At 54.8% G+C, this 21,154-nt stretch carries 21 protein-coding genes; 15 read left to right on the forward strand and 6 right to left on the reverse strand.

What is annotated here, in order from left to right:
• Positions 1 to 19: 19 nt before the first annotated feature.
• Complete coding sequence (locus BLP79_RS03700; protein ID WP_090216455.1) at positions 20 to 430, reverse strand: DUF1801 domain-containing protein; 411 nt, start codon at positions 428 to 430, stop codon at positions 20 to 22.
• 67 nt (positions 431 to 497) lie between these two features.
• Here BLP79_RS03700 and BLP79_RS03705 point away from each other — a divergent pair, with 67 nt between their 5' ends.
• Positions 498 to 1,205, forward strand: a complete 708-nt coding sequence (locus tag BLP79_RS03705) for an SDR family oxidoreductase (RefSeq protein ID WP_090216458.1) — start codon at positions 498 to 500, stop codon at positions 1,203 to 1,205.
• Between the two features lie 14 nt (positions 1,206 to 1,219).
• On the opposite strand, the gene BLP79_RS03710 is transcribed toward BLP79_RS03705, so the two are convergent.
• Positions 1,220 to 2,116 carry a LysR family transcriptional regulator ArgP gene (locus BLP79_RS03710; protein WP_090216461.1) on the reverse strand — a complete coding sequence of 299 codons (897 nt, stop codon included), beginning with the start codon at positions 2,114 to 2,116 and terminating at the stop codon, positions 1,220 to 1,222.
• 89 nt (positions 2,117 to 2,205) lie between these two features.
• Between BLP79_RS03710 and BLP79_RS03715 the strand changes: the two genes are divergently transcribed.
• Positions 2,206 to 2,805, forward strand: coding sequence for a LysE/ArgO family amino acid transporter (locus BLP79_RS03715; RefSeq protein WP_090216463.1), 600 nt, complete (start codon positions 2,206 to 2,208; stop codon positions 2,803 to 2,805).
• Between the two features lie 9 nt (positions 2,806 to 2,814).
• Here BLP79_RS03715 and betI read toward each other — a convergent pair whose 3' ends face one another.
• Positions 2,815 to 3,396, reverse strand: a complete 582-nt coding sequence (gene betI / locus BLP79_RS03720; RefSeq protein WP_090216466.1) for a choline-binding transcriptional repressor BetI — start codon at positions 3,394 to 3,396, stop codon at positions 2,815 to 2,817.
• 217 nt (positions 3,397 to 3,613) lie between these two features.
• Here betI and betB point away from each other — a divergent pair, with 217 nt between their 5' ends.
• The 3 genes from betB (at position 3,614) to BLP79_RS03735 (ending at position 7,708) form a co-directional block, all read left to right on the forward strand.
• Positions 3,614 to 5,071: a betaine-aldehyde dehydrogenase gene (gene betB, locus BLP79_RS03725; protein WP_090216470.1), complete on the forward strand. Its 1,458-nt coding sequence runs from the start codon at positions 3,614 to 3,616 to the stop codon at positions 5,069 to 5,071.
• A 128-nt stretch (positions 5,072 to 5,199) separates the two neighbouring features.
• Positions 5,200 to 6,855 (forward strand): choline dehydrogenase, encoded by a 1,656-nt coding sequence (betA, locus tag BLP79_RS03730; RefSeq protein ID WP_090216473.1) that lies wholly within the window; start codon positions 5,200 to 5,202, stop codon positions 6,853 to 6,855.
• Positions 6,856 to 7,039: 184 nt separating this feature from the next.
• Positions 7,040 to 7,708, forward strand: a complete 669-nt coding sequence (locus BLP79_RS03735; protein ID WP_090216476.1) for an outer membrane protein — start codon at positions 7,040 to 7,042, stop codon at positions 7,706 to 7,708.
• Between the two features lie 35 nt (positions 7,709 to 7,743).
• Here BLP79_RS03735 and BLP79_RS03740 read toward each other — a convergent pair whose 3' ends face one another.
• Positions 7,744 to 9,132 (reverse strand): helix-turn-helix domain-containing protein, encoded by a 1,389-nt coding sequence (locus tag BLP79_RS03740; RefSeq protein WP_090216479.1) that lies wholly within the window; start codon positions 9,130 to 9,132, stop codon positions 7,744 to 7,746.
• Between the two features lie 63 nt (positions 9,133 to 9,195).
• A complete protein-coding gene (locus BLP79_RS03745) occupies positions 9,196 to 10,407 on the reverse strand; it encodes a multidrug effflux MFS transporter (RefSeq protein ID WP_090216482.1) in 1,212 nt (403 codons plus the stop codon).
• A gap of 214 nt (positions 10,408 to 10,621) precedes the next feature.
• Here BLP79_RS03745 and BLP79_RS03750 point away from each other — a divergent pair, with 214 nt between their 5' ends.
• From BLP79_RS03750 to BLP79_RS03785, 8 genes are all read left to right on the forward strand, one after another.
• Positions 10,622 to 12,154 (forward strand): acyl-CoA carboxylase subunit beta, encoded by a 1,533-nt coding sequence (locus BLP79_RS03750; RefSeq protein WP_090216484.1) that lies wholly within the window; start codon positions 10,622 to 10,624, stop codon positions 12,152 to 12,154.
• Between the two features lie 44 nt (positions 12,155 to 12,198).
• Positions 12,199 to 12,555: a hypothetical protein gene (locus BLP79_RS03755; RefSeq protein WP_090216487.1), complete on the forward strand. Its 357-nt coding sequence runs from the start codon at positions 12,199 to 12,201 to the stop codon at positions 12,553 to 12,555.
• Between the two features lie 170 nt (positions 12,556 to 12,725).
• On the forward strand, positions 12,726 to 13,232 hold the full coding sequence (locus BLP79_RS03760) for a DUF6497 family protein (RefSeq protein WP_090216490.1): 507 nt from the start codon (positions 12,726 to 12,728) through the stop codon (positions 13,230 to 13,232).
• A gap of 205 nt (positions 13,233 to 13,437) precedes the next feature.
• Positions 13,438 to 13,581: a hypothetical protein gene (locus BLP79_RS19610; RefSeq protein WP_170830447.1), complete on the forward strand. Its 144-nt coding sequence runs from the start codon at positions 13,438 to 13,440 to the stop codon at positions 13,579 to 13,581.
• A gap of 69 nt (positions 13,582 to 13,650) precedes the next feature.
• Positions 13,651 to 14,010 (forward strand): hypothetical protein, encoded by a 360-nt coding sequence (locus BLP79_RS03770; RefSeq protein WP_090216497.1) that lies wholly within the window; start codon positions 13,651 to 13,653, stop codon positions 14,008 to 14,010.
• 223 nt (positions 14,011 to 14,233) lie between these two features.
• On the forward strand, positions 14,234 to 14,437 hold the full coding sequence (locus BLP79_RS03775; RefSeq protein WP_090216499.1) for a hypothetical protein: 204 nt from the start codon (positions 14,234 to 14,236) through the stop codon (positions 14,435 to 14,437).
• A 107-nt stretch (positions 14,438 to 14,544) separates the two neighbouring features.
• Complete coding sequence (locus BLP79_RS03780) at positions 14,545 to 16,575, forward strand: acetyl-CoA carboxylase biotin carboxylase subunit (protein ID WP_090216502.1); 2,031 nt, start codon at positions 14,545 to 14,547, stop codon at positions 16,573 to 16,575.
• 4 nt (positions 16,576 to 16,579) lie between these two features.
• Positions 16,580 to 17,317, forward strand: a complete 738-nt coding sequence (locus BLP79_RS03785; RefSeq protein ID WP_170830448.1) for a hypothetical protein — start codon at positions 16,580 to 16,582, stop codon at positions 17,315 to 17,317.
• 4 nt (positions 17,318 to 17,321) lie between these two features.
• On the opposite strand, the gene BLP79_RS03790 is transcribed toward BLP79_RS03785, so the two are convergent.
• Positions 17,322 to 17,765: a DUF4174 domain-containing protein gene (locus BLP79_RS03790; RefSeq protein WP_090216507.1), complete on the reverse strand. Its 444-nt coding sequence runs from the start codon at positions 17,763 to 17,765 to the stop codon at positions 17,322 to 17,324.
• Positions 17,766 to 17,943: 178 nt separating this feature from the next.
• On the opposite strand from BLP79_RS03790, the gene BLP79_RS03795 reads away from it, so the two are divergent.
• Complete coding sequence (locus BLP79_RS03795) at positions 17,944 to 18,876, forward strand: hypothetical protein (RefSeq protein ID WP_090216510.1); 933 nt, start codon at positions 17,944 to 17,946, stop codon at positions 18,874 to 18,876.
• Positions 18,842 to 20,968 (forward strand): methylmalonyl-CoA mutase, encoded by a 2,127-nt coding sequence (gene scpA / locus BLP79_RS03800; RefSeq protein ID WP_090216513.1) that lies wholly within the window; start codon positions 18,842 to 18,844, stop codon positions 20,966 to 20,968. The genes BLP79_RS03795 and scpA overlap by 35 nt, the downstream gene beginning before the upstream one ends.
• Positions 20,969 to 21,154 lie beyond the last annotated feature (186 nt).

The following is a 21,154-nucleotide window of genomic DNA, read 5'->3' on the forward strand; positions in this document are numbered from 1 at the left end:
CGCTGTCTAACGGGCTGCCCTAGCCAAGATGGTAACGCAGCGCGCTGCGGATCAGAAATTCCAGCTGTTCGTTGGGCACCGCCTGTGTGGTTGCAAGGTGGACCGCACGTGTGCCATCGTATTGAAAATGATCTGGGAAAAGGTCACGAAACTGCGGGATCACAGTGGTTTGGCAATGGGTGTACACCGCCACGCCGCCGGATTTTGGACAGCCCAGCCGCAGGGGCGTGCCGGTGTTGCGTTTCTTTGGCACATAAGACGGCTGACCCCACTTTAGAGTTTCATCAATCGCGCCCACCTCAGGCAATTGGGCTGCTGTGGCAAAAATCAAAGCGCGGATTTGCAAAAGAATCTGCTGCTGATCCGGCGCAAAGGCTTCAAAGGCGGCGGCGACAGGGGTGGTCTGAAACGGCGGATCGACGGTGGGCATGTTTGTTTGACCTTGCGCAGTTTGCCGGGGGGGCGCTAGGTCATAGCAAACGAGAAAAGGCGATAAGATGCAACTCAAAGGTAAAACGGTCATTGTCACTGGTGGAAGCGACGGAATTGGTCGCCATATCTGTCTGAAACTGGCAGCTGAAGGGTGCCGAATTGCCGTTCTGGGGCGCAATCAAACGCGTCTGGACACGGTCGTGGCTGAAACGCTGGCGCTGGGCGCAGCAGAGGCGCGGGCTTATGCGGTTGATCTGATGGATCCGGCTGCAATTGAAACGGGCGCGCAGCAGATCCTGGCGGATTTTGGCGGCGCGGACATTCTGATCAACAATGCGGGCATTTGGCACAAGGCAGGGCCTTTGGACAGCATTGATGCGGATATGCTGGTGACCACCGTTCAGACCAACCTTACAGCGTTGATGCAACTGACACGGCATGTGCTGCCAGCCCTGCGTACGCGTGATGAGGCGGCGGTGCTGAATGTGGCCTCAAAATCTGGCGTTGTGGCGCAGGCAGGGCAGTCCGTTTACTCGGCCACCAAATACGGCGTGCGGGGCTTTACCGATGTGCTGAAAGAAGACGAGGCCGAAACCGGCGTGCGGGTGGCAGGTCTGTATCAGAGCGGCACCAACACGGGCATGTTTGCCAAAGCCAGCGAAGAGGTGCCAAACCACATTTTCACCGAACCCGATGATTTGGCTGATGTGGTGGTCTTTATGTTGTCGCGCCCGGCAAAGCTCTGGATGCATGAGGTACGGGTCGAGCTGTAAACAAGCCCCCCTATCTAACCTGCTGCAGTGACTTGCAGCAGGTGTTTCTGGGCTGTTTTTCGAACCGCTTTGGTGACGGATGTGAGGGCAGGGGCCAGCATTCGGCTGACCTGCCAACACAGATGGGTTGCAACATCGCTATCTGGCAATAGCGTTTGCAATTCCCCACGTTCGATCAGCGGATCCACCAATACGGCGGGGTTTAACCCCCATCCCAACCCTAGACGCGCTGCATCCACAAAGGCATGGGTGGAGGGCAGAAAGTGATGTGGTGGTCTCAACCCCGGTCCCACATAGTGCGAAAGCCAATTCTTTTGCAGCCCATCTTTGGTATTAAAAATCAGGCTGGGGGCTTTTGAAAACGCCTCAGGATCAGCGCTATTTGACAGCCAGCGATCTATAAATTCCGGGCTTGCCGTTGCGCGATATTGCAACGCACCAAGCGCATAGCTGTCACAGCCCTGCACAATGCTGTTGTCGGCTGTCACCGCTGCAGAAACTTCGCCCCGACGCAGCCAGTCTGCGCTGTAGTCCTGATCATCTATGACCAGATCAAATAGAAACCCGTCACAGGCGGCCATGGCCTCTACAAACCAGGTGGCAAGACTGTCCGCATTTACTGCCACGCGCAACTGTGTGGGCGCCGTTTGTTTCGCCAAGCCCAGATCCGCAAGCAGTGTCGCATCCAAAAGGTTGATATCTTCGGCGTGTTTTGCCAATCGCAGACCTGCCTTGGTGCCTGTGCAAGGGGGGCCGCGATGGATCAAAACAGCACCGATCCGATCTTCTAGGGCTTTGATCCGCTGAGAAATCGCCGAAGGCGTCACTCCCAGATCATGCGCTGCACTGTCAAAGCTTCCCAACCGCAAAACAGATGACAGTGCTGCAAGGTGTCGCGGATCAATATGCATTAGAGACTCTTACTTAGCGTCATTCATATTAATTAGTCTAATGCTTGCGCGTGCTTTATGCAAAGACAAGACACAAAAGGAGGCACCCCATGTGGCCCAGTTTTATTGCCGGTTTCTTCCTCGCATTTAGCCTGATTATGGCGATTGGCGCGCAGAATGCCTTTGTGCTGAGGCAGGGATTGCGACGGCAACATGTCTTTGCTGTTGCGTTAACATGTGCGGCCTCAGATGCGGTCTTGGTCGCGGCGGGCGTGTTTGGCTTTGGTGCCCTCACATCCGCAGTGCCTTGGTTTGAAACTGCTATGCGTCTGGGAGGGGCTGCATTCTTGTTCTGGTATGGACTGCGCAGCTTGATTTCAGCCTGGCGCGGCGGTGCCGCACTTTCAGCGGCAGAAGAGAAAAGCCAGCCTTTATGGCCTGTTCTGATGACCCTGCTTGCGCTTACCTGGCTGAATCCGCATGTCTATCTGGACACTGTTGTGCTGTTGGGGTCAATTTCGGCACAATACGATACGCCGCCGATTTTTGCTTTGGGGGCGATTGTGGCCAGTTTCTCGTTCTTTTTCATGCTGGCCTATGGGGCAAGTCTTCTTGCCCCGGTCTTTGCCCGGCCACGTGCGTGGCAGGTTCTGGATCTGGGGGTTGGCCTTGTGATGTGGGCGATTGCCATCAAACTGCTCTTGATGTGAGTAGGGATCTCAGGCGCGGTTTAAAACCACATCCACAACCCGGTGCGCCGCGGCGCGCGCCTCTGCAGGAGACACATGAAGCGCACCAAGCGCGACCTGAAGCCAGACGCCATCCATATAGGCCTGCAGGGCCTCTTGCGCTGGTTTCACACGGTCCGCCGGTAAAAGACCACGCAATTCCGCCAGAAAATGGCTCTCCACACGGGATCGGTTGATCCTGTGAAGGCGCGCCAGCCGTTCTGAATAAGGGGCGTTTGACCAGAATTGCATCCAGACGCTGCATTGCGCCGGGGTGAACAGATCGTCTGAAAAATTGGCATCAATCACCGCATAAAGACGATCCAGCGACGAAGGGGCCTGTGCAAAGCCGGTAATCATTGCGCGTCTTAATTTGTTCAGCAAATGGCGCATGGTTGCTTCCATCAGGCCTTCTTTTGACCCGAAATAATAGTTGATCGATGCAGCCGAGGCGCCAGCTTCGCGCGCAATTTCTGCCATTGTGACAACACCATAGCCACGGTCGTGCACCGCTATGATGGTGGCTTCGATCAACTCTTCGTTGCGGATATCTCTGATACTCTTTCGTCCCATGGCGCATTCTTGCGACAGCTAAAGAGCGGTGACAATCACTGATGTGAAAAAAGATGAAACTTAAATGGCGATACAAAAAAACATTCCGTGATTTAACTGAGGGTGATATAGGGGCTGCAACAGTTCGCTCAGGCAGGGCGGAGGCCGCGTAGGACGGCTTATGCCACCGGTGCCTGATCTCACATCCGCAAGAAACCTCTGTCTAGGATCCGCTCAGATGACCCATCTCGCTCAACCGACTGCAAGCCATTTCATCAATGGTGAATATGTTGAAGACACGACTGGTACACCGATCCCGGTGATCTATGCAGCTACAGGCGAAACCATCGCGACGGTTTATGCCGCAACACCAGCGATTGTTGAAAAAGCGCTTGAAACCGCGAAAGCGGCGCAAACAGCCTGGGCAAAAATGACGGGAACAGAGCGGGGTCGTATTCTGCGCCGCGCTGCGGATATCCTGCGCGAGCGCAATCACGACCTGTCGGTCTTAGAGACCTACGACACCGGTAAACCCTTGCAGGAGACCTTAGTGGCAGACGCAACATCCGGGGCGGACGCGCTGGAATATTTTGGTGGGCTTGCTGCCAGCCTGACCGGAGAGCACATCCCGCTGGGCGAAGATTGGGTCTATACCGTGCGCGAACCACTGGGCGTCTGCGTCGGTATCGGTGCGTGGAACTATCCAACGCAAATCGCCTGCTGGAAAGGCGCACCTGCCTTGGCCTGTGGCAATGCGATGGTCTTTAAACCTTCTGAGACCACCCCGCTTTGTGCCCTGAAAGTGGCTGAAATTCTGCACGAGGCGGGTCTGCCGGCCGGTCTTTACAATGTCATTCAGGGCATGGGTGAGGTTGGGGGCGCATTGGTCACAGACCCACGCGTTGACAAAGTGTCGCTGACAGGCTCCGTGCCAACAGGCAAAAAGGTCTATGCCGCTGCTGCAAGTGAGATGAAACATGTCACCATGGAGCTGGGCGGCAAGTCACCGATGATCGTCTTTGAAGACGCAGATATCGAAAATGCAATTGGTGGCGCCATCAACGGCAATTTCTATTCATCTGGGCAAGTGTGCTCAAACGGGACGCGTGTTTTTGTTCATAAAGACATCAAAGAGGAATTTCTGGCCCGTCTGGCAGAGCGCGTGTCTGGCGCGATCTTGGGTGATCCGCAGGATGAAGCCACCAATTTTGGGCCGATGGTCTCAGAACGTCAGATGGATATCGTGCTTGGCTACATAGAGCAGGGTAAAGAAGAAGGCGCGCGCCTGATCTGTGGTGGCAATCGCGTTGATATGCCCGGATATTTCGTGGCACCAACCGTTTTTGCAGATGTCACGGACGATATGGTCATCGCCCGTGAAGAGATTTTTGGCCCGGTTATGGCGGTGCTGGACTTTGAAGATGAAGCAGAGGTGATTGCCCGCGCCAATGACACTGAATTTGGTCTTTCTGCGGGGGTTTTCACACGTGATCTCAGCCGTGGACATCGGGTGATTGGTGCCTTGGAAGCGGGAAGCTGCTTTATCAACTCTTACAATGATGCGCCGGTTGAAGCCCCGTTTGGAGGCGTGAAGGCGTCTGGTGTTGGACGTGAAAATTCCAAAGAGGCGATCAATCACTACAGTCAGGTAAAGTCTGTTTATGTGCGGATGGGAGATGTTGAAGCGGCGTTTTAATCGCCCTTTTGAGCGACGCCCACCCTCCCACCCCGTCGCCCAAAAGGGCGATGGGTCTTGGGCGCAGATGTAGCTCCCCAACAAATGGGGACAGACCAAGCAGCCATGGCTGCTATTGGAGATCCGAGATGAACGCAGAATATGTGATCGTCGGCGCAGGTTCAGCTGGCTGCGCTTTGGCTTATCGTTTGTCCGAAGCAGGCAAGCGCGTATTGGTGATTGAACATGGCGGCACGGATGCCGGCCCTTTTATTCAGATGCCGGGTGCTTTGTCTTATCCAATGAATATGTCGCGCTATGACTGGGGCTATCAGACGCAGCCTGAACCACACCTGGGCGGACGTCGTCTTGTTACCCCGCGAGGGAAGGTCGTAGGCGGTTCGTCCTCGATCAATGGGATGGTCTATGTGCGTGGCCATGCAGGCGATTACAATCACTGGGCTGAACAGGGCGCACATGGGTGGTCTTATGCAGACGTCTTGCCCTACTTTAAGCGCATGGAGAATTGGCATGATTGTGGCCACGGGGGGGATCCAGAGTGGCGTGGCAGCGATGGCCCGCTTCATGTCACCCGTGGTCCACGGGATAATCCGCTTCATACGGCCTTTGTTGAGGCGGGGCGCCAAGCAGGATATCCTGTCACAGATGATTACAATGGCGCACAGCAAGAGGGCTTTGGCCCGATGGAGCAGACCGTCTGGAAAGGCCAGCGCTGGTCGGCTGCCAATGCTTATTTAAAGCCTGCCTTGAAACGTGAAAATTGCGATCTGATCCGGGCCTTTGTACGCAAGGTGGTCATCAAAGACGGGCGCGCTGTTGGGGTCGAGATTGAGCGCGGCGGCAAAATCGATGTGATCCATGCCAGCGCAGAAGTGATCCTGTCAGCCTCCTCTTTGAATTCCCCCAAGCTGTTGATGCTGTCCGGGGTTGGACCGGCGGCGCATCTTGCAGAGCATGGGATTGAGGTGATTGCAGATCGCCCCGGGGTGGGGCAGAACCTGCAAGACCATCTGGAACTCTATCTGCAGATGGCCTGCTCACAGCCCATCACGCTATATAAATATTGGAATCTCTTTGGCAAAGCTTGGGTTGGCGCGCAGTGGTTGTTTGCGCGCAAAGGGCTTGGTGCTTCAAATCAATTTGAAAGCGCGGCCTTTATTCGCTCTGATAAAGGCGTGGATTACCCGGATATTCAGTATCATTTTCTCCCCATTGCAGTGCGCTATGATGGGCAGGCTGCGGCTGAAGGGCATGGGTTTCAGGCACATGTTGGCCCGATGCGATCGGAATCGCGTGGGGCTGTGACATTGGCGAGCAGTGATCCAAACGCTGCGCCAAATATCCTGTTCAATTACATGTCGACGGAAAGCGATTGGTCTGATTTTCGCAAATGTATCCGTCTGACGCGGGAAATTTTTGCCCAAGACGCGTTTAAACCCTATGTGAAACACGAAATCCAACCGGGTGATGCTTTGCAATCTAATGATGAACTGAACGGGTTTATCAAAGAACATGCCGAAAGCGCGTATCACCCCTGCGGAACCTGCCGGATGGGGGATGCCAACGATCCAACTGCGGTGGTGGATCCCGATTGTCGTGTGATTGGGATTGAGGGCCTGCGGGTGGTGGACAGTTCAGTCTTCCCCCGTGTGACCAATGGCAATCTGAATGGCCCTTCGATCATGACCGGAGAGAAGGCAGCAGACCACATTCTGGGACGCCGCCTGCCTGCGTCAAATGCGCAGCCTTGGATCAATCCAAACTGGCGTGATGCACAGCGCTGAAAAACATTAGACCGCGCTCAGCGACCGCCTGCCATGTGCCGCAGGCGGTCTTTGCGCTAACACCGGAGCATACCCTTTTATTCGTTCACAGATGTTGAAGGATTGCTCAACCAAGTTTAAGTGACGCAGCCCCTTTTCAGTGCCATTTCCCCGTTAGAAACTGGAAACACGAGGGGAACTCGAAATGTCTTTGAAAGTCCTTTTAGCGGGTGCAGCGATTGTAATGGCAGCACCTGTGGCAGCGCAGGAATACTATGGTCAGGTCTTTGGCGGCTTTAGCAATCTGACAGACAGTAATTTTTCCGGCACAATTGGTGGCTCTACCCAAAACGTCGATACTGATTTTGATGATGGCTTTAACTTCGGGTTTGCCATCGGGCGCACATTTGAGGCCTGGTCCGGCAATGGATATGGCCTGCGTGGTGAAATTGAACTGTCTTATAGCGACAATGATGTGGATGGCGTGGATTTCTCGGGCAACGGTGCGGGCGCAGAGGCCAATCCTGGCGGCGATGTGACTTCCACCCGCCTGTTTGCAAACCTCATCGCAGACTTTAACACCGGATCGCGGTTTTCGCCCTATATCGGTGCAGGTCTTGGCATCGACTTCGTTGATCATGATATTGTTTATGGCAACAATGTTACCATCACCGGCTCAGACGAGGCCTTGGCAGCGCAGCTGATCCTTGGCGCGTCATATCAGTTGAATGACCGCACCGCTCTGTTCACGGACGCGCGCTATGTGCGCAGTTTTGATGTGGACAGCACCCGCACATCCCCTGCGGGGACTGCCTCTGTCAGTGATGATCTCAGCCGGGTGAATGTAAACTTTGGTGTCCGGTTCCAATTCTAAGACCGGATCGAGCAGGGCCTGCGCAGTCGAACCCTTTACGTTATTTCATAAGGGAGGGTGCTGCGCAGGTCAGAATTGACGCGCAAACGACGTTCAAGCGGTGGAACAGAGCGCTGATGGCAATTGGCGCGATCACAGATGCGGCAGGATATGCCGATCGGCTCATAGGCCTGTGCATTGTCCAGATCCAAACCATCGGCATAGATCACAAGCGGGGCATGCTGCACCTCACAGCCCAGGGCGATGGCAAACCGCCGTGTCGGGGCCCCAAAAGCTCCACCGGGTTTGGAGACATCTCGTGCCAACGACAGGTAGCGCACACCGTCGGGGGTCTCTGCAAGCTGTCGTAAGAACCGTCCGGGTGTTTCAAAGGCCTGATGCACATTCCAAAGCGGGCAGGCTCCGCCAAAGCGTGCAAACTGCAAACGGGTTGCAGAATGGCGTTTGGTGATGGTGCCCGCCTGATCAACCCGAACAAAAAAGAACGGCACACCGTTTGCACGCGGGCGCTGCAGGGTCGACAGCCGGTGCGCGATTTGTTCAATGGAGGCGTTAAACCGATTGGCCAAACGCTCCAGATCGTGTCGCTCTTCATGGGCCGCGTTCAGGAACGCCTCATAGGGCATTTGCGCGGCACCTGCGAAATAATTCGCAAGTCCGATTTTGGCGATTGCACGGGCGGCTTCACTTTGAAATTTTGCAAAATCAAGGGTGGCCTCTAGCAGATCATCATATTGCAAGAGGGCCAATTGCAAAAGCAGTTGAAACAACTGGCTTTCAGGGGCTGCACGCCGCGATAAGCGTAAAACGCGGGTTTCCGGGGTGTAGCGGCGCAGTGTCTCATCATCGGAAAACTGAACCGTTATGCCTGCAGCCTCCAATCGGGAAAGGGCTGTTGCACGTATATCCCCCCCGCGTGCAAACTGTTCTGCCGCGCGATCGACCGCATCGATATAGTTGTCGCAGTAATGAAAAAAGTCGCGCACCTCTTCCCAGGGACTGGCTTGCAGGCGGGCATCCTCGCGCCCCAACGCTTCATCTAATGAAGCCAGCCGTTCATGCGTTTCGCGATAGGCGCGGTGCAGTGACAAAAACGCACGGGCTAGGGCAGGTGCATTGGATGCAGCAAGGCGCAGATCATTCAGCGGCGGAATGTCCTTTTCAAACAACGGGTCAGCAAGGGCTTCACGCAGATCACTGGTGAGCCGCTCGCTGTCGCTTGTACTCAGCTCGGTAACATCGACCCCAAACTGCTGCGCAAGCGCCAGAACAACCGTGGTGGAAACGGGGCGATTGTTGTTCTCCATCTGGTTCAGATAGGGCAGGGAGATCCCCAGCTTTGCCGCAAAGGCTTTTTGCGTCAGATTCAGACGTCCGCGAATTTCACGAAGCTTGGCTCCGACGTATAGCTTTTGAACGGCCATGGGCTCTCTTTGCAAATTTGGCGTTCAAAAACTGTATATTTGCAAACTTACCTGAGCAAGCCTTTACAGGCCCATCTGTCGTTCACGCCGCAAAACCAGCATTATGGTGATCAATGCCGCAAGGCCAGACGCTCCCATCAAGATCAACAAAGGCAGCGCACCCCGCTCTGCGTTCAACATCGTGCCTGCAATTGCGCTTAGCGCGGCGCCACCTCCTAGCATGATTGCGCCACTCAGGCCGGATGCGGTGCCCGCCAAATGTGGCCGTACAGACAGGGCTCCGGCCGTTGCGTTGGGGATCGAAAGCCCATTGCCGATGCCAATAAAGATCATAAGCCCAAAAAAGCTTGTGGCGGTGTCCAGATCCAAAAGCGTGATCACGATAGACAATGTGACGCCAATGCCGTTTGTCAGGCAGCCCCATAGGGTCATCCGGTTGATGCCAAACTTGGTTGAATACCGACCAGACGCAAAGTTCCCTGCGAAATAGCCGATTGCAGGCGCTGACATGAAAAAGCCAAGCTCTGTGGTCGACAACCCGTAAACCGCTTGCCCGACAAAAGGCGCTCCGCCGAGATAGGCAAAAAACGTTCCCGAAGTCAAAGCAGAGGCAAGTGAGTAGCCCCAAAATCGCGGCGAGGTGAACAGCAACGGATATTCGCGAAACTGTGCGACGATAGATTTCCCGCTTTTGTAGGCGGTCTCACCAAAATCAAAGTAGACAAGGACAAAGGCCACCGCCCCTGCAAGAAACAGCAGCCAGAAATTGGCCTGCCAGCCAAGTGTTTCATCCAGCACGCCGCCAATCGCAGGGGCGACCATTGGTACGACGGCCATACCCATGGTGACGTACCCGATCATGCTGGCGGCGCTATCCTGATCATATAGATCACGCACAGAAGCCCGGCTGATCACCATCGCCACCACAACAGAGGCTTGCGCCATGCGAAATCCAAGAAACACCTCAGCGCTGGGGGCATAGATACAGCCCAGCGTTGCCAAGAGGAACACACCGATGCCGGCCAATAAGACAGGTCGACGTCCCCATTTGTCTGATAAGGGGCCTACGAGGATCTGTATGACGGCATTGGTGGCAAGATAAAGCGAAATGGCGAGCTGAAGGGTCGCATATTCCGAATTAAAATACGTGGCCATGCCGGGCAGGGAGGGAACAAATACATTAATCCCAAGTGCCGATATGCCCGACAATATAATCAACGTCGAAATATGAGGCGGGGCGTGGCGGCGTAAAAACCGCTGTTGGGTCAGTTGCATGCATATGCCTTGGGTTGCTTTAATTTATTTGTCTATCGTATGCATTGAGCAGCGGTCTGTGATCTGGCCCACAGGAGAGGGGCTTTTGGTGTGATTTGCAATTATTCAATATTCAGGTATTATATTTTACAAAATTTGCAAATTTACAAAAATTACCATTTACTTTGTGATTGTGAAATATATTGTCGCGATGAAAGTTCAAAGGGGAGCCGCCATGAAGGATATTCTGTCCGAGTTGGAAGAACGCAGAAACGCAGCGCGTCTGGGGGGCGGTCAGCGTCGTATTGATGCACAGCACGCGCGCGGCAAACTTACAGCGCGTGAACGCATCGAATTGCTGTTGGATGAAGACAGCTTTGAAGAATTCGATATGTTTGTGGCACACCGCTGTACCGACTTTGGTATGGAACAGCAGCGCCCCGCTGGCGACGGTGTCGTGACAGGCTGGGGCACAATCAATGGCCGTATGGTCTATGTCTTCAGTCAGGACTTTACGGTCTTTGGTGGCTCTCTGTCAGAAACCCATGCCCAAAAGATCTGTAAAATCATGGATATGGCCGTGCAAAATGGCGCGCCTGTCATTGGTATCAACGACTCTGGTGGCGCACGTATTCAGGAAGGGGTTGCCTCGCTTGCGGGTTACGCCGAAGTCTTCCAGCGCAACATCATGGCTTCTGGGGTGGTGCCGCAGATCTCAGTTATCATGGGGCCTTGTGCCGGGGGGGCGGTTTATTCGCCTGCCATGACTGACTTTATCTTCATGGTCAAAGACACCTCTTATATGTTTGTGACTGGCCCTGATGTGGTGAAGACAGTGACCAATGAAGTTGTCAGCGCAGAAGAGCTGGGGGGCGCATCAACCCATACAAAGAAATCGAGCGTTGCAGACGGTGCCTTTGAAAACGACGTCGAAGCACTGGCCGAAGTGCGCCGTTTGGTGGATTTCCTACCGCTGAACAATCGTGAAAAGCCACCTGTTCGCCCCTTCTTTGATGACCCTGCACGCATTGATGCAAGCCTTGATACTTTGGTTCCCGACAATGCGAACACGCCGTATGATATGAAAGAGCTGATCCTGAAGCTTTCAGACGAAGGCGACTTTTTCGAAATTCAGGAAGACTTTGCGGCCAATATCATCACGGGTTTCATTCGTCTGGAAGGGCAGACCGTTGGTGTGGTGGCGAACCAGCCGACGGTGCTGGCGGGATGTCTTGATATTGATTCCTCACGCAAAGCCGCACGTTTTGTCCGCTTTTGCGATTGTTTTGAAATTCCGATCCTCACCCTTGTTGACGTGCCCGGCTTCCTGCCTGGCACCAGCCAGGAATATGGTGGTGTGATCAAACACGGCGCAAAGCTCTTGTTTGCTTACGGCGAAGCCACCGTGCCCAAGGTGACTGTGATCACCCGCAAGGCCTATGGGGGTGCGTATGATGTGATGGCGTCCAAGCACCTGCGGGGGGATTTCAACTATGCTTGGCCAACAGCTGAAATTGCTGTGATGGGGGCAAAAGGCGCGACTGAAATCATTCATCGCGCAGATCTAGGAGATCCTGAAAAGATCGCGGCCCATACGCAAGACTATGAAGATCGGTTTGCCAACCCGTTTGTGGCCGCTGAAAAAGGCTTTATCGATGAGGTGATCCAACCCAAATCGACGCGCCGCCGCGTGGCCCGTGCCTTTGCGTCTCTGCGCAATAAGTCGCTGCAGAACCCGTGGAAAAAGCACGATAATATTCCACTTTGATGTGAAGAAAGAACAGATCAAAACGTTTAGGTGAGGCTCAGGAAATGGCTCGATCACATTGGCATGTTCTGCGTGACGAACAGGGGTTAACGCTGTGCCGTGAAAAGCCTGCGCGTTTTGACGTTTCTGTGCAGACGGTGCTGCCAGATGGCAACCCGCTCAGGTATGCGCATCAAATCCGGCAGGACCTCTGGCGCAAGCTGCAGCGGGTGCGTGGTTTTTCTCCTGTTGTGCAACTGACGCGCGGTGCAGATGGCAGCTGGCAGGCCCGTGTTGGAGGGCGCGCCTCAGGGCCCGTTCCTGCTTCGATCGTGGACAGTATCGAGGATCTCTTGTCAGATCAAACGCGGCGTGCGCGCTGGGCCCGCCATGCGGCGACCGCGACGACCCGCCAGATGTGAGTGCGCCATATGTCTGTTGTTGCTCTGCAAAATAAGCTTGGTTTCTGCAAAGGTGAGATCGCTCTCAACTTATGGGGGAATTTACCGCCGCGGGAAAATAATTTCCCTCCAAATGCTTTACTGCGACATTTTGACAGGAACGCGTTTGACAAATCAGGCGAATCAAAGCCATGATCCCTTCACCGCTTATAAAGTTAGCGCGCACCGCAGGTGCAGCGCCTGCGGCCCCGGCAGGAGGAGGCCCTTTTTTAGGGTGTCGGGGCTGCGGAATTCTTTTTGTAGCGACATTTTGCATTGCACTTTTGGGTTGTGTGCTGAATGTTTCAGCAGATGAACTGCAGCCCGCCAAAACGCTGAAAGTCCCGTCTCGTCAACCAGTTACACTGATGGATGCGTTCGTGGATGATGCGCCCGGCGCACCTTGGCTCCGTCTTCGCTTTGTTGCGCCCAAGATTGCTGATCCATCATTGCCTCATGCTGAGGTGGCAGGTGACATGGATCATTTGTGCAACCATGTCGCCCTGCCGTACATGGACGAAAACAACCTCACCCCTGAGCGTATCGTTATCTCATTGTCTGATCGCGAACTGGCCTTTGGCGCGCGGGATGTGACAGCTGTTCAATATTTTGAAGTCTATCGTCCCGAAGCGGGCGCCTGTATCTGGGAGGGCTTGTGATGCGGTGCGCATTCTGGGCCAAGAACAGGCAATACTTTGCGACTTTGCCGCCACAAATGTCCAATGTGGACAAAGCCCTATGTTCTTCACAGTTCTGCTGCGATAGAATTGCCGCGGGCAGGCGGTTGTCTGGCCATGATTTGACACTGGACCCAGCGAAACCCGCATGTTTTTCTGGGATCATATATCTAACCAGGAGACTGAAATGTCCAAAAGCATTAAGCTGTTTGCAGTTGTTGGCCTTATGGCTGCAGTTGCGGCCTGCGCTGGCAGCCGTGAAGAAGAATTTGTTGTGGTTGAGCCCGAGCCCATCTCGGTTGAACCAACCTACACCGGCAAGTTCAAGTAATTCTAACAGGGGTCCGGCTCTGTGGCCGGGCCCTTGTACCGCGCGCGGTGCCGGACCAGAGGCACTCACATGTTGAAACATCGCGGATTCCCCGGACGACTGCCGGGCACAGATTTCCAATTCACAATTCGCCGTCCAAACCCAAAAGGGGTCACGCCAATCGTTGCGCGTGAACGCTTTCGCGACCGCAAACCAGCGGATCGTCGCGCGGATGCAGGCTTTATGAAAGCTCTTTGGCTGCAATTCGGCAATGATACCTTTGAACGCGGCAATCTGGATGCAGGCCGTCTCAGCTGGCTGTTTGGTCGTGAGGTCATTGCCGCCGAAGACCCCTTTGATCCAGAAAGCTATGATGCGCTTTTGAAAATTGATGTGGATGTGGCGATTGCATCCTTTCCTGACGCCTTTGATGGAAGCACTTGGGAATGAGACCTGGGCAACCATATGGTTTGCCCCAAGTGTTTCGCACAGGCGGGGAGGCAAGGGACGGGCAGGCCAAAGCGGCCTGTTCGGCAAAAGCTTGCCCGCCTCTCTTCATAAATGCGCATCTTTTTGCGATTGCTGTCCGTGATCACACCGCCCTCTTGCTGGCGGGATGTGGCACGCTATCCCGGTCCGACAGAAAACCACTGTCAGTGAAAGGACCGTTTTCATGCAACGCTCTTCCCTTTTTGCCCTCTGCGCGCTGTGTGCCGGGCTGGCTGCCTGCGGGGATACCACCGCAGAACAAGCCGCCATTGGCGCAGCTGCAGGGACTGTCGGCTCAGCACTTATTGATGGCAATCTTGTCACCGGTGCTGCTGTCGGCGTCGCGGCCAATGTTATCTTTTGCAAGGAAAACCCGCACCGCTGCTAACGCGGCACGCGCCCTGCATTTGTTGAAATCTCTTTGCAAACCGCTGCATCCAACAGGCTTGGGCGCAGCGGTTTTGCATTTCCAGTTAAGACCCCGAGGGAGAGCCGATGTTTGAGAAGATCCTGATTGCCAACCGTGGAGAAATCGCCTGTAGGGTTATCAAGACCGCACGTAAGATGGGTATCAAAACGGTTGCGATCTATTCCGATGCCGACCGTCAGGCGCTGCATGTGAAAATGGCAGATGAGGCCGTCCACATTGGCCCACCACCTGCGAACCAGTCTTATATTGTGATAGATAAAGTGATGGAGGCCATCCGCACCTCTGGCGCGCAAGCTGTGCACCCCGGCTATGGGTTCCTGTCAGAAAACGCTAAATTCGCCGAAGCACTGGAAGCCGAAGGCGTCGCTTTTGTTGGTCCTCCAACAGGCGCGATCGAGGCGATGGGCGATAAAATCACCTCCAAGAAAATCGCGCAGGAAGCCGGCGTTTCAACCGTTCCCGGCTACATGGGGCTGATCGAAGACGCAGAAGACGCCGTCAAAATCTCAAACGAGGTTGGCTACCCCGTGATGATCAAAGCCTCCGCTGGCGGTGGCGGCAAGGGCATGCGCATAGCCTGGAATGACGAGGAAGCCCGCGAAGGCTTTCAGTCATCCAAGAACGAGGCGGCGAACTCTTTTGGGGACGATCGGATCTTTATCGAAAAATTTGTGACCCAGCCGCGCCACATCGAAATTCAGGTGCTGTGTGATGCCCATGGCAACGGCATCTATCTGGGGGAGCGGGAATGCTCGATCCAACGCCGCAACCAAAAGGTTGTAGAAGAAGCGCCAAGCCCCTTCCTGGATGAAGAAACCCGCCGCGCGATGGGCGAACAATCCGTCGCTTTGGCCAAGGCCGTTGGCTATGCCTCTGCGGGCACCGTTGAATTCATCGTCGACGGCAATAAAAATTTCTACTTCCTTGAAATGAACACCCGCCTGCAGGTGGAGCATCCCGTCACCGAACTGATCACTGGCGTTGATCTTGTCGAACAGATGATCCGCGTCGCCAATGGCGAGCCACTGACCATCACGCAAGACGATGTCACGCTCACAGGCTGGGCCATTGAAAACCGCTTGTATGCGGAAGATCCTTACCGGAACTTCCTGCCTTCTATCGGGCGTTTGACCCGCTACCGTCCACCGGCGGAAACCGCGGCTTACACGCCCGGCACCGCTGCTGGTGCTGCCGGGGATGTGGTCGTGCGCAACGATACAGGTGTCTTTGAAGGCGGTGAAATTTCCATGTTCTATGATCCGATGATCGCCAAACTCTGCACATGGGCACCCACGCGTGAGGCGGCGATTGCTGCGATGCGCACCGCGCTTGACAGTTTTGAAGTCGAAGGCATTGGCCACAATCTGCCGTTCCTGTCTGCCGTGATGGACCATGAAAAATTCACCAGTGGTGATATGACCACGGCCTTTATCGCCGAAGAATACCCAGATGGATTTGAAGGCGTCACCTTGGCAGATGCAGATCTGCGTCGCGTTGCGGCATCGGCTGCGGCGATGCACCGTGTTGCAGAAATCCGTCGCACCAAAGTGTCTGGTCGGATGGACAATCATGAACGCAAGGTTGGCGATGATTGGGTTGTTTCCTTGCAGGGGCAAAACCACGCCGTGGCCATTGCCGCTGACAGTGATGGTTCTACCGTCACCTTTGAGGATGGCACTGCGATCCGCGTGGCCTCAGATTGGACACCGGGGGATCAACTGGCGGAACTGACCACAGATGGCGATCCACTTGTGATGAAGGTTGGCAAAATCACGCAAGGGTTCCGCCTGCGTTTGCGCGGTGCGGATCTGAATGTCCATGTGCGCACACCACGTCAGGCCGAACTTGCAGCGCTGATGCCGGAAAAGGTGGCGCCAGATACCTCCAAAATGCTGCTCTGCCCAATGCCCGGTCTGATCGTAAAGGTTGACGTAGAGGTTGGTCAGGAAGTGCAGGAAGGGCAGGCGCTGTGCACGGTTGAAGCGATGAAAATGGAGAACATCCTGCGCGCCGAAAAGAAAGGCATTGTTTCCAAAATCAATGCCGCTGCGGGGGAAAGCCTTGCGGTTGATGATGTGATCATGGAGTTCGAATAATCCGATGACTTGCGCCCAGCCACATATGTTTGATCCGCAGGCGTTTGCGCCGCAGATCATGGCTGGGCGCATTAACCATAAGCCCCGAAACCTCTCTGGGCGCCGCTCTGCGTTAAACGTTTCTGCAATATATCGACCTACCTTGCGGAGGCACCTTTCTGTCGTGGGGGCAGAGCTTGCGCATCCTGCGCCAGTCTTTGGTGCATCAAAGGAGGGTGGTGAGGTGCTTAGACGTCTTTCGACATCAGGTCTGCGTCTTGCGGCACTTGGTGCAATATTCGTGCTGGTTGGCTGCACAAAACAGGACGAAGAAAGCCTGCGCGTGGCGCTGGCGGATTGGTTCAAGCTGGGTGAAACACAATATTTCTATGCCACAAGAAAATGTTCCGCCGGTTTGTTTGAACTCAAAAGCACGCGCGTGTCCTCGCTGGTCAAACGCGCACGCTCTCTGCCAACAGGAATACGGCAGATCGAACGGGGTGAGCCGGTTGTTTTCAAACTCGAAGGGCAAACCCCAACGCAGGTCACTGAACTGATCATGTCCAGCAGTCTGCACCGGGGAATTGGGGTCATTTCCTCAGGCCTTGGGGCGCGTGCCTGTATGACGGACCCCTTGCAAATCGCGTATTATCAGGCCCTTCTGGATGTTGAAGCCCAGTTGGTGCTTGATACAGAAGACCGCGCAATCCTTGTGGTGGATCAGACCCACAAGCGCTTGTTCTACCTGCGGGGGAAAAGCTGATGGCTCAGCTGTCTCTGCGATCTTCCACCTCACGCAATCGCGTCGGGATCTTGTCGATGGTGCGGCTCAGCTCGCGCACTGTCCACGGGAAGGGTTTGCGCAGTTTGACGCCACCATCCTTGCCAATCAGCACCAATTGGAACCCACGTGGCCGCAGCTTTGTGCGCCATGGAGATTTTGCGTCTGGGGTGCTGTCAAACAGAACAACAACATCACGCGCTCGCAAAGCTTCCTCGTTTTCCCGTAATAACGCCAGCTGTTCTTGGTACCGTGGGTCCGCCTCGGTGTCTGCGAACACCAATATCGGGCGTTTCTTCCATAAGAAATCATTCAAATTTGACTCAACTCCCGCCATAAATAGCGGCTCGTTTGCGCCTGCGGTCACCTCTTCTGCCCCAATTGGGGAGGTAAGAAAGAGTGTCAAAACAATGGCTAAGAAAGGTCTCATTGCGCCTCCTTTTCTAGCCAATATAGGCCAGAAAATGGCAAATGCGATGGGGCATCCCAATATGTCTCGAAAAAACCTCATAATCTTAACCGTCCCGGTAAGCTTTGGTCGCCAAACTGGAAACAGTTTAGGGTTATTGCTGCTCCGACAGCCTCCGGTAGAAGGACCGGTCAAGATTATGAGAGTTTTTCTGCACATTGGTGCGCACCGCTGCGCAACCACATCATTCCAAGAATACATGCGCCAGAACGTGGCTTCCATTGCCACACAGGGCGTGGGGTATTGGGGGCCCAATCAGACCCGCCGCGGCCTGTTTCAGGGTGTTCTGCCCGGACCACAAACAAGCCCTGATGACGATCAGGCCGAACGCGCGCGCGGCCGTGTCCAGCTGAAACTGGCGGCCGAACGCGCAACTGGTTTTCAACAGCTGGTGATTTCAGATGAAAACCTGATGGGGTCGATGCGCCAGAACCTCCATATTGGCGGACTTTACAGCGACGTGGGCGAACGTATGGCGCGATTTGCCGCGACGTTTGATGATCAGCTCACAGATGTGGTTCTGAACATTCGCAGTCTGGATCACTATTGGGCTTCTGCGCTGACCTACGGTGTTGCGCGCGGCTTCCCCTTCCCAAATAAAAACACCTTGGATCGCTATGCCCGCGCCACCCGCAGCTGGCGTGATGTGATCACAGATGTGGCGCTGGCTCTGCCAGACGTAAATCTGTGGGTGCAGCCTTTTGATGCGTTTGGCGGCCGCCCTGATGCGCAGCTGAACTCCATGACAGGTATTGATGCGCCGCGCACACATGCACGCATCCGACTGAACAGATCGCCGCGCGTCGAAGAACTGCGGACCTATCTGGTGGAGGAAGATGCGCAGAAACTAGATGGCCAATTTGGCCGCTGGCGCCCCTTTGACGAAGAACAAGTTGCGCTGATGCGCGAAGCCTATGCTGACGATGTCATGTGGCTGGTCAGCGGTGCCGATGGTTTGGCGCAACTTTCAGAAGACAATCAAGACCAAGCGGAAGGACCACAACCATTCCGCAGAACACTGACACGAGGAAGACCCCATGACCAAAACCAACAAGTGGCGGGATCTGGCTGAAAAAGAACTGCGCGGACGCCCGCTTGAGGAACTGACCTGGGACACGTTGGAAGGTATCCCGGTCAAACCTCTTTATACCGAAGATGACACCAAGGAGCTGCCGCATATGGGCTCCTTGCCCGGATTTGGCCCCTTCACCCGCGGGGTCAAAGCCACCATGTACGCCGGACGTCCCTGGACCATCCGGCAATATGCGGGGTTCTCAACAGCTGAAGAAAGCAACGCCTTTTACCGCCGCAACCTTGCGGCCGGTCAGCAGGGTGTCTCTGTTGCCTTTGATCTGGCAACCCACCGTGGCTATGACAGCGATCACCCCCGTGTTGAAGGGGATGTTGGCAAGGCAGGTGTTGCCATTGACAGCGTCGAGGACATGAAAGTCCTGTTTGATGGCATCCCGCTCGATAAGGTCTCGGTCTCGATGACAATGAATGGCGCGGTGATCCCGGTGCTGGCGTCTTTTATTGTGGCGGGCGAAGAGCAGGGGCATGACAAATCCGTGCTAGCAGGCACCATTCAGAATGACATTCTGAAAGAATTCATGGTCCGCAACACTTATATCTACCCGCCCGAACCTTCGATGCGGATCATTTCCGATATCATCGAATATACCTCAAACGAGATGCCAAAATTCAACTCGATCTCGATTTCGGGCTACCACATGCAAGAGGCCGGCGCGAACCTTGTGCAGGAACTGGCCTATACCATCGCCGACGGGCGTGAATATGTGCGCGCTGCGATCAATGCCGGAATGGATGTTGATAAATTCGCAGGCCGTCTGTCGTTCTTCTTTGCCATTGGTATGAATTTCTTTATGGAAATCGCCAAATTGCGCGCGGCCCGTACGCTTTGGCATCGGGTGATGACCGAATTTGGCGCGAAATCCGAACGCTCTAAAATGCTGCGCACTCACTGTCAGACCTCTGGCGTATCTCTGCAGGAACAAGACCCCTATAACAACGTGATCCGCACCGCCTATGAGGCGATGAGCGCGGTTTTGGGCGGCACACAATCCTTGCACACCAACGCGCTGGATGAAGCCATTGCGCTGCCCACAGATTTTTCCGCCCGCATTGCCCGCAACACACAGCTTGTCTTGCAGGAAGAAACAGGCGTGACCAATGTGGTCGATCCTCTGGCGGGGTCATACTATGTTGAAAGTCTCACCAATGATCTGATCGAAAAGGCCTGGGCTCTGATCGAAGAGGTTGAAGAAATGGGCGGCATGACCAAAGCGGTCGAAAGCGGCATGCCCAAACTGCGCATCGAAGAATCTGCAGCGCGCCGTCAGGCCATGATTGATCGCGGCGAAGAGGTGGTGGTGGGCGTCAACAAATACCGCAAAGAGCAGGAAGACCCGATCGATATTCTGGATGTCGATAACGTCGCAGTCCGGGAAAGCCAGATTGCACGTCTGAACCAGATGCGCGCAGATCGCGATGAAACCGCCTGCCAAACCGCGCTGGATGAATTGACCCGCCGCGCAAAAGAGGGCGGCAACCTGTTGGAAGCGGCAGTGGAAGCTGCCCGTATGCGCGCCTCAGTCGGAGAGATCAGCATGGCCATGGAAAAAGAGTTTGGACGCCACCGTGCAGAAGTCAAAACACTCGCCGGTGTTTATGGCGCGGCCTATGAAGGCGACGAAGGCTTTGCCGCCATTCAGAAATCCATCGAAGACTTCGCAACAGAGGAAGGCCGCCGCCCCCGTCTGTTGGTGGTGAAAATGGGGCAAGACGGCCATGACCGTGGCGCCAAGGTGATTGCCACTGCCTTTGCAGACATTGGCTTTGATGTGGATGTCGGGCCTTTGTTCCAAACCCCCGCCGAGGCCGCGCAGGATGCGGTGGACAATGATGTGCATGTGATCGGCATTTCCAGCCAGGCCGCAGGGCATAAAACCCTTGCACCACAATTGATTGAGGCACTGAAAGAACAAGACGCCGAAGATATTATTGTGATTTGTGGCGGTGTGATTCCGCAACAGGACTATCAGTTCCTCTATGATCATGGAGTAAAAGCCATCTTTGGTCCTGGAACCAATATTCCAGAAGCTGCCAAAAATATTCTGGATCTGATCCGCGTGGCACGTCGCTAAGGGCAGGGGCAAAGTGCCCCAACTTGCAAATCAAACAGATCAAGCACAGGAGAGCGCTTTGCTGTGCTTGAGCGATACTGCAGTTTATTTAAGTACATAAAAAGTTCGGATGGAGCCCTTTTAGGGCATCGGAATTGTGTTGATACCGAACTTATGTGGGCTGTTTGTCGTTTGTGAAAGCGAGCG

This window comes from Epibacterium ulvae (assembly GCF_900102795.1).
GTDB classification, from domain to species: domain Bacteria; phylum Pseudomonadota; class Alphaproteobacteria; order Rhodobacterales; family Rhodobacteraceae; genus Epibacterium; species Epibacterium ulvae.

Bases quoted from the DNA above. Each gene is read 5' to 3' on its own strand.
- BLP79_RS03715 (WP_090216463.1), top strand. From the start codon at position 2,206: ATGTGGCCCAGTTTTATTGCCGGTTTCTTCCTCGCATTTAGCCTGATT.
- betB (WP_090216470.1), top strand. From the start codon at position 3,614: ATGACCCATCTCGCTCAACCGACTGCAAGCCATTTCATCAATGGTGAA.
- BLP79_RS03750 (WP_090216484.1), top strand. From the start codon at position 10,622: ATGAAGGATATTCTGTCCGAGTTGGAAGAACGCAGAAACGCAGCGCGT.
- BLP79_RS03790 (WP_090216507.1), bottom strand. From the start codon at position 17,765: ATGAGACCTTTCTTAGCCATTGTTTTGACACTCTTTCTTACCTCCCCA.
- BLP79_RS03700 (WP_090216455.1), bottom strand. From the start codon at position 430: ATGCCCACCGTCGATCCGCCGTTTCAGACCACCCCTGTCGCCGCCGCC.
- betA (WP_090216473.1), top strand. From the start codon at position 5,200: ATGAACGCAGAATATGTGATCGTCGGCGCAGGTTCAGCTGGCTGCGCT.
- BLP79_RS03740 (WP_090216479.1), bottom strand. From the start codon at position 9,132: ATGGCCGTTCAAAAGCTATACGTCGGAGCCAAGCTTCGTGAAATTCGC.
- BLP79_RS03775 (WP_090216499.1), top strand. From the start codon at position 14,234: ATGCAACGCTCTTCCCTTTTTGCCCTCTGCGCGCTGTGTGCCGGGCTG.
- BLP79_RS03745 (WP_090216482.1), bottom strand. From the start codon at position 10,407: ATGCAACTGACCCAACAGCGGTTTTTACGCCGCCACGCCCCGCCTCAT.
- BLP79_RS03705 (WP_090216458.1), top strand. From the start codon at position 498: ATGCAACTCAAAGGTAAAACGGTCATTGTCACTGGTGGAAGCGACGGA.
- BLP79_RS03785 (WP_170830448.1), top strand. From the start codon at position 16,580: ATGACTTGCGCCCAGCCACATATGTTTGATCCGCAGGCGTTTGCGCCG.
- BLP79_RS03770 (WP_090216497.1), top strand. From the start codon at position 13,651: ATGTTGAAACATCGCGGATTCCCCGGACGACTGCCGGGCACAGATTTC.
- BLP79_RS03755 (WP_090216487.1), top strand. From the start codon at position 12,199: ATGGCTCGATCACATTGGCATGTTCTGCGTGACGAACAGGGGTTAACG.
- BLP79_RS03795 (WP_090216510.1), top strand. From the start codon at position 17,944: ATGAGAGTTTTTCTGCACATTGGTGCGCACCGCTGCGCAACCACATCA.
- BLP79_RS03710 (WP_090216461.1), bottom strand. From the start codon at position 2,116: ATGCATATTGATCCGCGACACCTTGCAGCACTGTCATCTGTTTTGCGG.
- BLP79_RS03780 (WP_090216502.1), top strand. From the start codon at position 14,545: ATGTTTGAGAAGATCCTGATTGCCAACCGTGGAGAAATCGCCTGTAGG.
- BLP79_RS03760 (WP_090216490.1), top strand. From the start codon at position 12,726: ATGATCCCTTCACCGCTTATAAAGTTAGCGCGCACCGCAGGTGCAGCG.
- BLP79_RS19610 (WP_170830447.1), top strand. From the start codon at position 13,438: ATGTCCAAAAGCATTAAGCTGTTTGCAGTTGTTGGCCTTATGGCTGCA.
- BLP79_RS03735 (WP_090216476.1), top strand. From the start codon at position 7,040: ATGTCTTTGAAAGTCCTTTTAGCGGGTGCAGCGATTGTAATGGCAGCA.
- betI (WP_090216466.1), bottom strand. From the start codon at position 3,396: ATGGGACGAAAGAGTATCAGAGATATCCGCAACGAAGAGTTGATCGAA.
- scpA (WP_090216513.1), top strand. From the start codon at position 18,842: ATGACCAAAACCAACAAGTGGCGGGATCTGGCTGAAAAAGAACTGCGC.